This is a genomic window from Alkalibacillus filiformis (assembly GCF_030814115.1).
Classification (GTDB): Bacteria; Bacillota; Bacilli; order Bacillales; family Alkalibacillaceae; genus Alkalibacillus; species Alkalibacillus filiformis.
The window spans coordinates 762,855-777,177 of the sequence record NZ_JAUSUP010000001.1 but is presented as its reverse complement, the minus strand read 5'-3'; the positions used below and the strand labels follow the sequence as shown (position 1 = coordinate 777,177).

Genomic DNA, 14,323 nt, shown 5'->3' with positions numbered 1-14,323 from the left:
GAATACTTATGGAATTAACAGATCTTTTTCCACTTATAATTGTTGCTGTATTAGTAATTGGTATAGCAATCTTATTTACATTCGTACCAGTTATGCTATGGATTAGCGCATTAGCTGCTGGTGTACGTATTAGTATCTTTACTTTAGTTGGTATGCGCTTACGTCGAGTTATACCGAAAATGGTTATTAACCCGTTAATTAAAGCGCATAAAGCAGGGTTAGATGTAAATACAAACCAATTAGAAAGCCACTACTTAGCAGGTGGTAATGTTGACCGCGTTGTAAACGCATTAATTGCTGCTCAGCGAGCGAACATTGAATTAAGCTTCGAGCGTTGTGCTGCGATTGACTTAGCAGGTCGTGACGTATTAGAAGCAGTACAAATGAGTGTTAACCCGAAAGTAATTGAAACACCATTTATTGCTGGTGTTGCGATGGATGGTATTGAAGTTAAAGCGAAAGCGCGTATTACAGTGCGTGCTAACATCGACCGCCTTGTTGGTGGTGCGGGTGAAGATACAGTAATCGCTCGTGTAGGTGAAGGGATTGTAAGTACAATTGGTTCTTCAGAAAGTCACAATAAAGTATTAGAAAATCCTGATACCATTTCACAAAATGTATTATCAAAAGGTTTAGATGCGGGAACTGCATTCGAAATCCTATCAATTGATATTGCAGATATTGATATTGGTAAGAACATCGGTGCAATCTTACAGACAGACCAAGCAGAAGCAGATAAAAACATTGCACAAGCAAAAGCAGAAGAACGTCGTGCAATGGCTGTAGCACGTGAGCAAGAAAACATTGCAAAAGTTCAAGAAATGCAAGCAAAAGTAGTTGAAGCAGAAGCTCAAGTACCTCAAGCATTAGCAGAAGCACTTCGCAATGGTAATATGGGTGTTATGGATTACGTGAATTATAAAAACGTATTAGCAGACACTGATATGCGTGAAATGATCGGTAAGTTGAGCAAACATGAAAATGATGAACATGATGATAGGAAATAATCTGCCTACTGAGGAGAGCTGATTATGTTTGAAGTAATAGTAAGTAACATATTTATTATTGTTGCATTACTTGTCGGTCTACTAAGCATTTTCCAAAAAGAACAAAAGCAAGATGACCGACGTAATCGACCAGTTTTTGGTGATCAAAGACCACCGATTCCAAATCGTGAACAACGTGAACAAGCAAAAGAAACAGTTCAGGAAAAGACTCAAGATAAGATGGATGAAATCTCTGAGAAGACTTCAAGTTGGTATGAAGCGATGCAAGATTCAAAAGATCGACTTGAAGAAGTTGCAAATGAAACGCAAGATTCCATTCAAAGTGAAGCAATCGGTGGCATGGATTCGATCAAAAGTGGTTCTATAGCAGAGGATGATCGTTCCTCAATAGCAAGAGTCTCCGTTCACCAAAATATTACCCGTAAAAGGATTGTCGAAAGTATTATTATGGCAGAAGTCCTTGGTAAACCAAAATCGAAAAAAGAACGAACAATATAATTTCTTTTTTAAACACAGGATGTAGTATACATCCTGTGTTTTTTTCATACATTGTTCTTGATAGGGGGTAAATAAATGAAATACATCCCAAGTAAATTTAGTCGTTGGCTAACCAACTATGGCATGTTACCAAAAGACGTTATTTATGATTACCCACGAGTAACAATGATTGGCAACATACATTTATATATTGAAAACCATAAAGGTTTATTAAGTTTTGATGAATCTACAATTACTGTGAAGCAGGACCAAGGGAAAATAATTATTCAAGGTAAACAACTCGTAATTAAAAATCTACTTGCAGAAGAGATTGTGATTGAAGGAGTTATTGATCATGTTCAATGGGAGAGTAGTACATAAGAGAGGGGGAGCTTTCCATTAAGAAATTGTCTTATCGGGGAATTGTTGAAGTTGTTTTAAAAGGTGGACAAGTTGAGTTATTTCTTAATGATTTAATTGAAGAAGGGGTTAAGGTTGAACAAATTTCGAGACTAGATGAACAAACAGTTAAGATGAAAGTTGACTATTTAGCTGTACCTTATTTAAAAGCGAAAAGGAAACAATACGGCTGTAAGGTTAAGTTTAATGACCGTTCAGGAATTCCTACGATGTATAGTAAACGTAAAAAATGGTTGCCGCCTCTTATTGGTGTTGTATTGTCGTTTTTGTTTATTTTGTTATTATCCAATATTGTTTGGAACGTAACTGTAGAGGGTGGAAGTCCAGAGACTCGATATGAAGTAAATCAGTTGTTAGATTCATTAGGATTAAAAGAAGGCAATTGGGTTCAAAATATGGAGGACATTAGTACAATTGAAAGAGAAATTATGAATAGTATAGATGAAGTTTCGTATGTTGGAATTAGCAAAAGTGGCAGTTCTTATAATATTTTAATTGAAGAATCGGAAACGATGGAGCAAAATGTTAACCGTGATCCGACTAATTTAGTAGCGAGTAAAGCAGGTACAATTGATTCAATGTTTATTGTAAATGGACGACCAGTCGTTCGAATTAGTGATTTTGTCGAAAAAGGTGATGTATTAGTTACAGGAGAATTAGATGAGGATGGCGAAGTACTAACATATGCAGAAGGTGAAGTAATTGCTGAAGTATGGTATGAAGTAAATGTAGAAGTCGATTTCTCACAATACTTACTGTCTTTAACACCTGATGCAACAAAACGTTATTCAGTATCATTGTTTGATTCGTTTGAATGGATGCCAAGGAGAGCTGGAGATCGACGACTACTACTGTCGCAAGATCGTCCAATTTACTTTCTGAATTGGGAATTACCTATTAGCTTTCATGAGCATTATTTTTATGCTGAAGAAGAAACGGTTAATGAAATAGACTTAGACAATCATATTCAAAAAGCTGTAGAAGAGCAGTTGAAAAGACAACTAAGTCAATCTATTGACGTCACATACCAAAAAGTTTTGCACGAGGAAAGGTACAGTGATAAAGTTAAATTAGAAATGTTTGTTAAAGTTTTAGAAGATATCACTGAAGAACAAATAATCGACCAAGGAGATTGATTTATGCAAGCAGGAAAACAAACAATTAATTTACATCTTGAAGATCATAACGATACGTTAAATTTGTTTGGGACAAATGACCGTCATATTAAACAGATTGAAGAATTTTTGCCTGTTAAAATTATTACACGTGGTGGTCAAATTAAAATAGAAGGTAAACAAGAGGATATTGAATTAGTTCATGAACTATTACAAAAAGTACTTAAAGTTATAAAAAAAGGCATTACGGTAACTGAACGTGATATCGTATATGGCATTGAATTAGCTAGAACAGATAAACTAGAGCAGTTTGAAACTTTGTTTGAAGATGAAATAACTAAAAACCAAAATGGTAAGCCAATAAGAGTTAAAACATTAGGTCAGCGTGATTATGTTGCTGCAATTAAAGCAAATGACTTAGTGTTCGGAGTCGGACCTGCCGGCACTGGTAAAACATATTTAGCTGTAGTTATGGCAGCAAAAGCTTTAAGAAATGGTGAAGTCAAGCGTTTAATTTTAACTCGTCCAGCGGTTGAAGCTGGTGAAAGCTTAGGTTTTTTACCAGGAGATCTTAAAGAGAAGGTAGATCCGTATTTACGCCCACTCTACGATGCCTTACATGATGTAATTGGTGCTGAACATACTGCAAGATTAATGGAGCGAGGTACGATCGAAATTGCACCATTAGCCTATATGCGTGGTCGAACATTAGATGATGCCTTTGTGATATTAGATGAAGCACAAAACACAACACCAGAACAAATTAAGATGTTCTTAACACGATTAGGGTTTGGATCAAAGATGGTTGTGACAGGTGATATTACACAAATAGACTTGCCTAAAGGTGTAAAGTCAGGCCTGAAAGTAACTGAGGAAAAACTAAATGGGGTAAGAGGTATATCATTTAATTATCTTAAAGGTTCTGATGTTGTAAGACACCCGTTAGTACAACGTATTATTGATGCATATGAAGAGTAATTTGTTAAGTACAGGGGAATAGGGTATGGAGAATCGTAAACGGACAGAACATTTGTCCTCCAAAAGTTCTAAGTTTAATGTATTAGTAACAGCATTAGTTGCTCCTTTATTTCTAGTGACATTTGTATTTATTTATTATTTGCAAGGACAAGCAACTGAACATGAATTGATGGTAACTTGTTTAATTGGTGTTCTTTTGATTGTAATTGTGTCGTTAGAAATTAACCATTATAAAGAATGGACAAAGAATATGTCTTTAGCTAATACATTATTAAGTGGTGGCATGGTGCTGTTAATGGTCGTCATCTATGCTTTTGGGCCAAATATAGATACACTTTATTATTTAGTGCCAATTGCAGCACATGCGGTTTTAATCACTTTTTTAGTGCAGGAGCGTTTTGCATTAGTCTCTTCTGTATTGATGGCGATTATTGGTGCAAACTTGCTTACTTTATCAAGTGACTTCAATCATTTTATTTTTGTGTTTATTTACTTTTTATTCTCACAATGGTTTGCGATTTTTTTATATGACTTTATAACTGATCGTATTTCATTATTTAAAACGTCTATCCCATTAATAGTATTACATATTGCTTTAGTTCTTACGTTTGAAGTGAGAAGTTTTGATGATCTTGTTTCTGTTGAGACTGTAATCGCGTTAGTGTTTGCCGTCTTATCAATATTTATTTCAGCTATTTTAATTTTAGGTCTTTTTCCGTTATTTGAAGCTGGGTTAAATTTGTTAACTGAATCAAAATTATTAAGCTTAGCAAATCCTAACCACCCATTACTAAAACAAATATTAGTTGAGTCACCAGGTACTTATCATCACAGTGTTATGGTAGCGAACCTGAGTGAATCAGCTTGTGAAGCTATTGGTGCAAATGGATTATTGGCTCGAGTTGCTGCTTATTATCATGATATAGGAAAATCATTTCAACCGCATTACTTTATCGAAAACCAACAAAATATGAGTAATCCACATGACGAACTAGATCCTAAAATAAGTGCTGAAATTATTCTAAAACATCCGTATGAAGGAGCAGCTATTTTACGTGATTATGGATTGCCAGGTGAGATTATTGATATAACAGAGCAACATCATGGAACGACGTTATTAAAATATTTCTATTATCAAGAAAAAGAGACTGATCCTAATGTTAGAGAAGAACAGTTTAGGTACTTAGGGCCGATTCCACAGTCTAAAGAGTCAGCTGTCATTAACATTTGTGATTCTGTTGAAGCTGCTGTAAGATCAAAGTCTAATCCGACACTTGAAGAAATTAGACAGGTGGTAAGAGCAATTATCCATGCCCGTTTAACAGATGGTCAGTTAGATGATAGTCAACTAACTTTAAAGGATTTACGAGTAATAGAGGAGTCAATCTGTGATATGCTAAATGGTATATTTCATTCGCGTATCGAATACCCAGAAATAAAAGACAGTCAAGTGGCCAGGGAGGATTCATCATGAATATTGATTTAGTAGACGAAACAAACCATTTGTCAATTGAACAATTGAACTTAGTCAATGATGTACTACATTTTGCAGCAGATCAACAATCAGTCGAAAGTGACGCAGAGATTTCAGTAACATTTGTATTAGATGAAGATATTAAAGCGATTAACCGTGATTACCGCGGTAAAGACGATCCAACTGATGTTATTTCTTTTGCCTTAGAAGAGCAAGGTGAAGGTGAATTAGAAGTGATTGGTGAAGAATTGCCTCTTCATCTAGGTGATATCGTTATATCTGTAGACCGTGCATTTGAACAAGCAAAAGAATTTGGTCATTCTGATAACAGAGAGTTAGCCTTTTTGGCAGTCCATGGTTTACTCCATTTATTAGGTTATGATCATGAGACTGAGGATGACGAAAAAGTCATGTTCGAGAAACAAGAAAATATTTTACAAAAGTTTGGGTTAACACGAAATGAAAAATGATCGGGTAGGACTTAAATATGCTATTGAGGGAATTTATGCAGCACTAAAAACTGAGCATAATATAAAGATTCATTTTATTATTATGTTCATGACATTGTTTGCAGGTCTATTGTTAGGATTAACAAGAATTGAATGGCTGTTTGTATTATTAGCCATTGGACTTGTTTTAGCTTTAGAGCTAATTAATACAGTCGTTGAATTAATAACAGATGTTTTATTTGAAGAAAGACATGAAACGGCCAAATTAATTAAAGACATTAGTGCCGCTGCTGTTTTAATAGCAGCTACATTTGCAGCTTTAGTAGGTATGATTATCTTCTTACCTAAGCTTTTAGAATTACTGTAGTGACATCGGTTTAAACTCGCAAAACACATGTGCGAGTTTATTTGTATTTTATGCCATATTCATTTTTTTAATTTATGAGCTAAAACATTTGTCGATTATGTGAATTTTTATTATTTTTATAGTACACTAAACTTACTAGCAACGAATAGGAGAGCAAATTAAATGACAGAACAGTTTCATTCAGGTTTTATTGCAATAGTTGGACGACCAAATGTAGGAAAGTCGACGTTTATGAACCGAGTAATCGGTGAGAAGATCGCTATTATGAGTGACAAGCCACAAACAACTCGTAACAAAATTCAAGGTGTACTCACAACTGATGATACACAATTCATATTTATAGATACACCTGGTATTCATAAGCCTAAACATCGACTAGGGGACTTCATGAATAGATCAGCAATCAACACATTAAATGAAGTTGATGTTATTATGTTCATGGTTAATGCTGATGAGGGATATGGAAAAGGCGACGAATTTATCATTGAAAAACTAAAAGAAGTAAAAAACCCTGTCGTATTAGTTATTAATAAGATTGATCAAGTTCATCCTGATAAACTACTACCTATCATTGATACTTATCGAGAAAAGTTGGACTTTGAAGACATCGTTCCAATCTCTGCGCTTGAAGGTAACAATACAGACAGCCTTTTAAATGTGTTATCTGAAAAATTACCTAAAGGTCCGCAATACTATCCAGAAGATCAAATTACAGATCATCCAGAACGTTTTATTATTAGTGAATTAGTAAGAGAGAAAGTGTTACACCATACGCATGAAGAAATTCCACATTCGATTGCTGTTGTCATTGATTCAATTCGTTCTAGAGATGACAAAGATATAATAGATGTTCAAGCGACGATTATTGTGGAACGTAATTCTCAAAAAGGGATTATAATAGGTAAACAAGGGAAAATGTTAAAGCAAGTTGGTTCTGAAGCTAGAGAGGATATAGAAGCTTTATTAGGATCAGGGGTCTTTTTAGAATTGTGGGTAAAAGTACAAAAAGATTGGCGTAATCGTGCCTTTCACCTACGCGATTATGGATACAAAGAGGATGACTACTAAAAAAGCAAGTATTTATAAATGGTAATAATTTAAACTTATGAACTGTTTCATTCGGGTGAAAATAAGGTTAAGGTTTTTCAGTTAAAATAAAGCTGAAGGGTGGAGAATATGATGTTTGACATTCCGTGGAAAGTTTTTGAGAAGACAGGTAATGTTGAGGCATATTTATTAATGAAACAGGTAGAGGATACAAAGAAAAATCATAAGGAAGAGCGATTCACGACCTTAAACCCCAAAACATAGTAAACGAAAGTGGTGAGGGGCAATGGACCAAGTAAATGGTATTATATTAAGAACCCAAGATTATGGTGAAACAAATAAAATTGTAACGCTATTAACTGAAGAATATGGCATGCTTAGTGCTGTTGCAAAAGGTGCTAAAAAGTCCAAAAGTCGAATGGCTGCGGTAACGCAGCCATTTATATATGGTCAATATGTTGTTTATACCGGTAGAGGGTTAGGAACAATTCACCAAGGCGAGACGATTCAAAGTATGAGACATATTAGAGAGGATCTTTTTAAAACGGCTTATGCTACATATATGGGGGAACTTACGACAAAAATACTAACAGAACGTGAACGAAACCGACCGTTGTTTAGAGAGCTTTTAGAAAGCTTTGAGAGAATGGAAGAAGACGTCCCTGAGTTAGCCATTTCTTTAATGTATGAACTTAAACTATATCATGTAGGTGGCTTTGCTCCTGTCGTTAATCAATGTGTTAATGGTCATGTAAATGATCCAATTGCCGGTTTTTCAGTCTCAGAAGGTGGTGTCGTTTGTGAACAATGTCGCCACCGCGCAACAGATGTATTCGTCCTTTCACCAAATGTTTATCATGTGTTAAGGTTGATGAGCAATAAAAGCCTAACGAAAATTAAAGACGTCTCGATCAAAGATGATACGTTAAATACGATAAAGCAAATACTAGAGCTGTACTATGATTATTACGGTGGGATGAGGATCAAATCCAAACGTTTTTTAGATCAACTTCACCTTTTTTAATTTCTGTTAAGGTAGATAGTATGTCTAAATTATAAAAAAAGACATTCTATATTTTCAAAAACCCACTAAATAGTATATAATAAATGCGATAAGTATGACGTCATTAAAGGTGGTGGAAGGCAATGGACTTGACTCACCGTCAAGAGCAAATTTTAGAGATTGTCAAAAAACATGGGCCCATTACAGGTGAGAAAATAGCGGATGAATTAAATTTAACTAGAGCGACATTGAGGCCAGATTTAGCTATTTTAACTATGGCTGGCTTTTTAGATGCAAGGCCAAGGGTTGGTTATTTTTATACAGGTAAAACAGGTAGTGAATTGCTTACAGATAAAATTAAAAAGTTATCAGTTAGGGACTATCATTCGGTACCTGTTGTTGTAAATGATCAAGCAAATGCTTATGACGCGATCACAACGATGTTTTTAGAAGATGTAGGTACATTGTTCGTCGTGGACCAACATGGTATTTTAGTTGGAGTACTTTCACGTAAAGACTTATTGAGAACAAGTATGGGGCAACAAGATTTAACGGAAGTGCCAGTACATATTATTATGACAAGGTTACCTAAAATTAAAATATGTCAAAAAGATGACCTGCTGATCGACGCAAGTATTAAGTTGATTGAAAATCAAATTGACGCACTTCCAGTTGTTCAAAATAAAGATAAAGGTCTAGAAGTCATTGGACGTTTGACGAAAACGAACATAACTAAAGCCTTCGTAGAATTAGTCAAAAATGAAGACGTTTAAAAGGGGGAATTATCATGCACCCACAAACTTTTTACATCATTTCCGATTCTGTTGGTGAAACAGCAGAATTAATGGTGAAAGCAGCACTGAGTCAATTTGTTGACTCTAATGTACAAATACAAAGAATACCTTATGTTGACGATTTCGAAACTTTAGATGAAGCAGTTTATACAGCTAAAGAAAATAACAGCTTATTAGCTTATACGCTAGTTAAACCCGAGTATAGGCAAAGAATAAAAACCTTATCTGATGAATTAGGAATTGTTTCTTTAGATTTATTAGGGCCACTAATTGAAAATATAACAAACTATCTCGGTCAAGAGCCTGTATTAAAACCTGGTTTAGTTCATAAATTGGATGAAGATTATTACAAAAGAATAGAAGCGATTGAATTTGCTGTTAAATACGATGATGGTCGAGATGCAAAAGGCATTTTAAAAGCTGATTTAGTATTAATTGGTGTATCACGTACATCTAAAACGCCATTATCGCAATTTCTTGCTCATAAACAGCTAAAGGTTGCAAATGTACCAATTGTTCCAGAAGTAGAGCCACCGGAAGAACTATTCCAAGTACATCCGAATAAGTGTATCGGTTTAAATATCAGTGCAGAAAAACTGAATCATATACGAACCGAACGTTTAAAATCATTAGGACTAGATGGCTCAGCTAATTACGCACAAACTCAGCGAATAAAAGAGGAAATTGATTATTTCAACAGAGTAGTAGACAAAATTGGTTGTAAAACAATCGATGTTTCAACAAAAGCTGTTGAGGAAACAGCGAACGCTATTTTAAATACTGTGAAGAAGTAATTCGAAAAGAAGAGCTCACCTTAAATTAGAGGTGAGCTTTTTACATGAATATGTAACCAACTCTTAGTTACCCTTAGATATTGAAGTTAATTTGATTTGGAAATGTTGTAGTTGAAAACTTTAAATTAACATAATAAAATGAAATATTGTCGAATAATGTTTCAATTCACGACAAATTAAAACAAACTATTAGCATTAATGCTTATTTTAGGTTATAATTCATATTTGTGATGAAATTTCAGTAATTGTCTAAACTAACGATTACCTTCGTTTCAATTCACTTGAAAACAGACTAAATAATAATTTATGGAAATATGTCGATTAATGAAGGGATTTACATTCTTTTATCGAATATCAAATAATATGGTGATGTATATGCAGCAAAAAATCCCTGAGGAAATTATTGATCAGATTGTGACTAAAAACGATATAGTTGATGTGATTGGTGAGCATATACAACTAACAAATAAAGGCCGAAATTATTTCGGACTTTGCCCTTTTCATGGTGAAAATACACCTTCATTCTCAGTGTCACCCGATAAACAAATCTTTCATTGCTTTGGTTGTGGCAAGGGTGGAAATGTCGTTAAGTTTATTATGGAATTGGAATCCATTACATTTAGAGAAGCTGTCCAATCCTTGGCAGAAAAAAGTGGAGAATCATTACCAGAACAGTATGTGCAAGGTTCAAATCAACCTGCACTATCGGAACAAGAAAAGTCAGCTTTGGATGCTTATGAATGGTCATCAAAGTTGTTTCATCACGTCTTACGTTATACTGCTGAGGGAAAAAATGGGCTTAATTATCTCCAAAATAGAGGGTTTAAGCAAGATGATATCGAACAATTTCAATTAGGGTACTCACCAAATAAAGATCAATTCCTTTCGACATTCTTACATAAAAAAGGATTCCAGCTTGCAAATTTAATGGATGTAGGTTTATTAAGCAGTCGAGATGGGAATACCTTTTTTGACCGTTTCAAAGGGCGAGTCATTTTTCCGATTCAAAATCATCAAGGAAAAGTCGTCGGCTTTGGTGGCCGAGCAATTGAGGATGGAGTTGAACCAAAATATTTAAATAGCCCTGATTCTAAGCTTTTCCAAAAAGGGAAACTTTTATACAATTTTTATGAGGCAAGAAAGCATTTTCAAAAAGAAAAGGAAGTTGTACTTTTTGAAGGGTACGCTGATGTAATAAAGGCATCACAAGCAGGCATTTATAATGCTGTTGCAACATTAGGTACAAGCTTGACTAAATATCAAGCCTCACTATTAAAACGATATGTGAATCGTGTAGTAGTATGTTTTGATGGTGATAAAGCTGGTAAAGATGCAAGTGACCGTGCAGCTCAAATGTTAACAGATGTTGGGTTAGACGTTTTAATTGCAAATGTACCCTATCAACTAGACCCTGATGACTTTATTGATACTTATGGACCAGAAAAGTTTCAAAATCAAGTGTTAAGAAATGCAGAATCCTATGTAGCTTTTGCAATAAATTATTTAAAGAAGGATTATAACCTTCAATCTAAACATGACCAATTAGATTATATTGAGAAAGCATTAGATTTAATCGCAACAGTAGATCACGCAGTTGAACGAGACGTTTATATTAAAGAGTTAGTAGAGACTTTTGACTTATATCGAGAAACTCTTGAAAATGAAATTGCAGACCGCAGAAGAATAAAACAACGGCATGTTGAACAAGATAATCGTGTTAAGTTTGAGGAAAACAAAGAAAAACGGACTAAAAGAACTGAAAAAATATACCCAGCTTATCAAAATGCTGAACGATATTTAATTGCTCATATGCTACAAAATAACTATGTTGCCAATCAAGTACAGGATCAATTAGGCTCTAAATTTAATATGCAAGAACATCAAGTATTAGTTACTTATTTATACGCATATTATGAGGAAGGGAACGAGCCCAATGTTGGACGCTTTTTAGAGCGTTTGCCAGATGATGAGTCGATAAAACAGTTAGTTTCAGAATTGGCTGTTTTACCTATAAATGAAACATTAGAGAGAGAAGAGTTAGATGATTATATGTTTGCTATCTTAAAAGAGGCTGATGTCGATCAAGAAATTAGATCTCTAGAAAAGATGTTAAAAAACGCAGAGAAGGAAAATGATCCCAAATCTGCAGCACGAATAGGTATGAAGATTTTAGAATTGAGGAAGAAAAGTAATAAATCCAAGCTATAGCAATTGGTTTGGAAGGAGGGGTATCATGGCTGAAAAGCCAATTGAATCAAAAGAAGTTGCACAAGAACAAACACAAGACCAGGATTTAACTGTTGATCAGGCTAAAGAACAATTACTGGAAATGGGTAAAAAACGAGGTGTACTCGTTTATGAAGAAATTGCTGATAAATTAGGACATTATGACCTTGATTCAGAACAAATGGATGAGTTTTACGAGCAGATGGCAGATCAAGGTATAGATATTATCGGTGAGAATGATGACCCTAACATTCAAAAGATCGCTAAAGAGGAAGAGTTTGACTTAACCGATTTAAGTGTACCTCCAGGAGTCAAGATTAATGATCCAGTGCGTATGTATTTAAAGGAAATCGGGCGTGTAGATTTATTATCTGCTGAAGAAGAAATTGAATTAGCTAACAAAATCGAACAAGGTGATGAAGAAGCGAAAAGACGCTTATCTGAAGCTAACTTAAGGTTAGTCGTTAGTATCGCTAAACGTTACGTAGGGCGTGGCATGCTATTCCTTGATTTAATCCAAGAAGGTAATATGGGTCTGATCAAGGCAGTAGAGAAGTTCGACTATCGAAAAGGGTTTAAGTTTAGTACGTATGCGACATGGTGGATTAGGCAAGCTATTACAAGAGCAATCGCTGACCAAGCACGTACGATTCGTATCCCTGTACACATGGTTGAAACCATTAACAAGCTAATTCGAGTGCAACGTCAACTATTACAAGACTTAGGTCGCGAACCAATTCCTGAAGAAATCGCTAAAGAAATGGACTTAACTCCTGAAAAAGTTCGAGAAATTTTAAAGATTGCACAAGAACCAGTGTCATTGGAAACACCAATTGGTGAAGAAGATGATTCACACTTAGGTGATTTCATCGAAGACCAAGAAGCAACTTCACCTTCTGATCATGCAGCTTACGAGTTGTTAAAAGAACAGCTAGAAGATGTTTTAGACACTTTAACAGACAGAGAAGAGAATGTGCTTAGGTTACGTTTCGGTTTAGACGATGGAAGAACTCGTACACTTGAAGAAGTTGGTAAGGTATTTGGAGTAACGAGAGAGAGAATTCGTCAAATAGAAGCAAAAGCGTTAAGGAAATTAAGACATCCAAGTCGTAGCAAGCGACTTAAAGACTTTTTAGAATAACCTATCAACTCTGCGGAGGTGTACGATGGGGAATGACAATCGAAATCAAGTGATTATCGATGAAATCAAGCATTGGAAACAAAATAAATTATTACCCGCAGAATATTGTGATTTTTTATTGGCACTATATACGTATGGTGAAGGGGTAGAGGAAAGTGCATCAACTAAAAGAGATCTTGTTCGAAACTCATTATTTCTTTATGCAGATGTAGTTCTTCTCATACTCCTTCTACCCATTTCTTTATTTTTGTTGGTTTTTTTTCAATATGACTTGTGGATTGAAATGGTTATTTTTTTAGGTATGATGCTCTTAATTGCAGGGCACTTGTATTGGTATAATAAAAAGCACCAAACTTTAATTCATATCCCTATTATGCTCTTATTTTTAGTGCTTCTAATAGCTACCATATCACTATTTCATACGCTGTTTGGACAAGGGGTCGTATTAATCTCAACTATTTTTTTCCACTGTATCATATGGGTCGTTGTAGGAATTATTTATCGGTATTACTATTTAGTCGCTTCAGGTGTAATCGGCACCATTTTGCTACTAACAATTATGTTTTTATAATAATTTCACATTTTAGCCCTTTCCGACAAACGGTTTTTAAAGTAAAATATATATAGTTTTGTATACATAATAGGTAACGTAAGGAGGAAGGAAACAGATGAGCAGAAACCCAATTATTCCATACGTAACAATTGCTACTCTTGGAATTGTAGCAATGATCGTTATGGCTGGTGTTGGTTTAGATCAAATGCGCCATGCTGAAGAGGCAACTGAAGAGACAGAAGAAGCTGCTGATAGCCCAGAAGCTATTTATGAAAACAACTGTCTATCATGTCACGGTGGAGATTTAGAAGGTGGAAGTGGACCAGAATTACAGAATGCTGGAGACCGTTTCTCACTTGAAGAACTAGAAGACATCATTGCTAATGGTGTTGAAGGAAGCTCTATTATGACAGGGGATTATGCAACGAATGAAGAAGCAGAAATCCTTGCAGAATGGCTTATGGAGCAATAGACCATT

General features: G+C 35.0%; 17 protein-coding genes. All 17 read left to right on the top strand.

Going from position 1 to position 14,323, the window contains the following annotated elements; genetic code table 11:
• Window positions 1-8 precede the first annotated feature (8 nt).
• The 17 genes from floA (at window position 9) to J2R98_RS04240 (ending at window position 14,317) form a co-directional block, all read left to right on the top strand.
• Window positions 9-1,007, top strand: coding sequence for a flotillin-like protein FloA (gene floA / locus J2R98_RS04320; RefSeq protein WP_307066431.1), 999 nt, complete (start codon window positions 9-11; stop codon window positions 1,005-1,007).
• Window positions 1,008-1,031: 24 nt separating this feature from the next.
• Window positions 1,032-1,505: a YqfB family membrane protein gene (locus J2R98_RS04315; protein ID WP_307066429.1), complete on the top strand. Its 474-nt coding sequence runs from the start codon at window positions 1,032-1,034 to the stop codon at window positions 1,503-1,505.
• Between the two features lie 75 nt (window positions 1,506-1,580).
• Complete coding sequence (gene yqfC, locus J2R98_RS04310) at window positions 1,581-1,865, top strand: sporulation protein YqfC (RefSeq protein WP_307066427.1); 285 nt, start codon at window positions 1,581-1,583, stop codon at window positions 1,863-1,865.
• A 26-nt stretch (window positions 1,866-1,891) separates the two neighbouring features.
• On the top strand, window positions 1,892-3,040 hold the full coding sequence (locus tag J2R98_RS04305; RefSeq protein WP_307066425.1) for a sporulation protein YqfD: 1,149 nt from the start codon (window positions 1,892-1,894) through the stop codon (window positions 3,038-3,040).
• A gap of 3 nt (window positions 3,041-3,043) precedes the next feature.
• The gene (locus J2R98_RS04300; RefSeq protein WP_307066423.1) at window positions 3,044-3,997 is read left to right on the top strand and encodes a PhoH family protein; all 954 of its coding nucleotides are present in this window, start codon (window positions 3,044-3,046) and stop codon (window positions 3,995-3,997) included.
• Between the two features lie 25 nt (window positions 3,998-4,022).
• Window positions 4,023-5,471, top strand: a complete 1,449-nt coding sequence (locus J2R98_RS04295; RefSeq protein ID WP_307066421.1) for an HD family phosphohydrolase — start codon at window positions 4,023-4,025, stop codon at window positions 5,469-5,471.
• Window positions 5,468-5,941, top strand: coding sequence for an rRNA maturation RNase YbeY (gene ybeY / locus J2R98_RS04290; RefSeq protein ID WP_307066419.1), 474 nt, complete (start codon window positions 5,468-5,470; stop codon window positions 5,939-5,941). The genes J2R98_RS04295 and ybeY overlap by 4 nt, the downstream gene beginning before the upstream one ends.
• Entirely contained in the window at window positions 5,931-6,287 is a 357-nt protein-coding gene (locus J2R98_RS04285) for a diacylglycerol kinase family protein (protein WP_307066417.1), read from the top strand. The genes ybeY and J2R98_RS04285 overlap by 11 nt, the downstream gene beginning before the upstream one ends.
• A gap of 162 nt (window positions 6,288-6,449) precedes the next feature.
• A complete protein-coding gene (era, locus tag J2R98_RS04280; protein WP_307066415.1) occupies window positions 6,450-7,355 on the top strand; it encodes a GTPase Era in 906 nt (301 codons plus the stop codon).
• A gap of 111 nt (window positions 7,356-7,466) precedes the next feature.
• On the top strand, window positions 7,467-7,598 hold the full coding sequence (locus J2R98_RS04275; RefSeq protein WP_307066413.1) for a YqzL family protein: 132 nt from the start codon (window positions 7,467-7,469) through the stop codon (window positions 7,596-7,598).
• A gap of 22 nt (window positions 7,599-7,620) precedes the next feature.
• Window positions 7,621-8,358, top strand: coding sequence for a DNA repair protein RecO (recO, locus tag J2R98_RS04270; protein ID WP_307066411.1), 738 nt, complete (start codon window positions 7,621-7,623; stop codon window positions 8,356-8,358).
• A 122-nt stretch (window positions 8,359-8,480) separates the two neighbouring features.
• Complete coding sequence (gene ccpN, locus J2R98_RS04265; protein ID WP_307066409.1) at window positions 8,481-9,110, top strand: transcriptional regulator CcpN; 630 nt, start codon at window positions 8,481-8,483, stop codon at window positions 9,108-9,110.
• 14 nt (window positions 9,111-9,124) lie between these two features.
• Entirely contained in the window at window positions 9,125-9,925 is an 801-nt protein-coding gene (locus tag J2R98_RS04260; protein ID WP_307066407.1) for a pyruvate, water dikinase regulatory protein, read from the top strand.
• A gap of 375 nt (window positions 9,926-10,300) precedes the next feature.
• Window positions 10,301-12,133, top strand: a complete 1,833-nt coding sequence (gene dnaG / locus J2R98_RS04255; protein WP_307066406.1) for a DNA primase — start codon at window positions 10,301-10,303, stop codon at window positions 12,131-12,133.
• Between the two features lie 25 nt (window positions 12,134-12,158).
• Complete coding sequence (gene rpoD, locus J2R98_RS04250; RefSeq protein ID WP_307066404.1) at window positions 12,159-13,292, top strand: RNA polymerase sigma factor RpoD; 1,134 nt, start codon at window positions 12,159-12,161, stop codon at window positions 13,290-13,292.
• A gap of 25 nt (window positions 13,293-13,317) precedes the next feature.
• Complete coding sequence (locus tag J2R98_RS04245; RefSeq protein WP_307066402.1) at window positions 13,318-13,863, top strand: hypothetical protein; 546 nt, start codon at window positions 13,318-13,320, stop codon at window positions 13,861-13,863.
• A gap of 97 nt (window positions 13,864-13,960) precedes the next feature.
• A complete protein-coding gene (locus tag J2R98_RS04240) occupies window positions 13,961-14,317 on the top strand; it encodes a c-type cytochrome (RefSeq protein ID WP_307066400.1) in 357 nt (118 codons plus the stop codon).
• Window positions 14,318-14,323 lie beyond the last annotated feature (6 nt).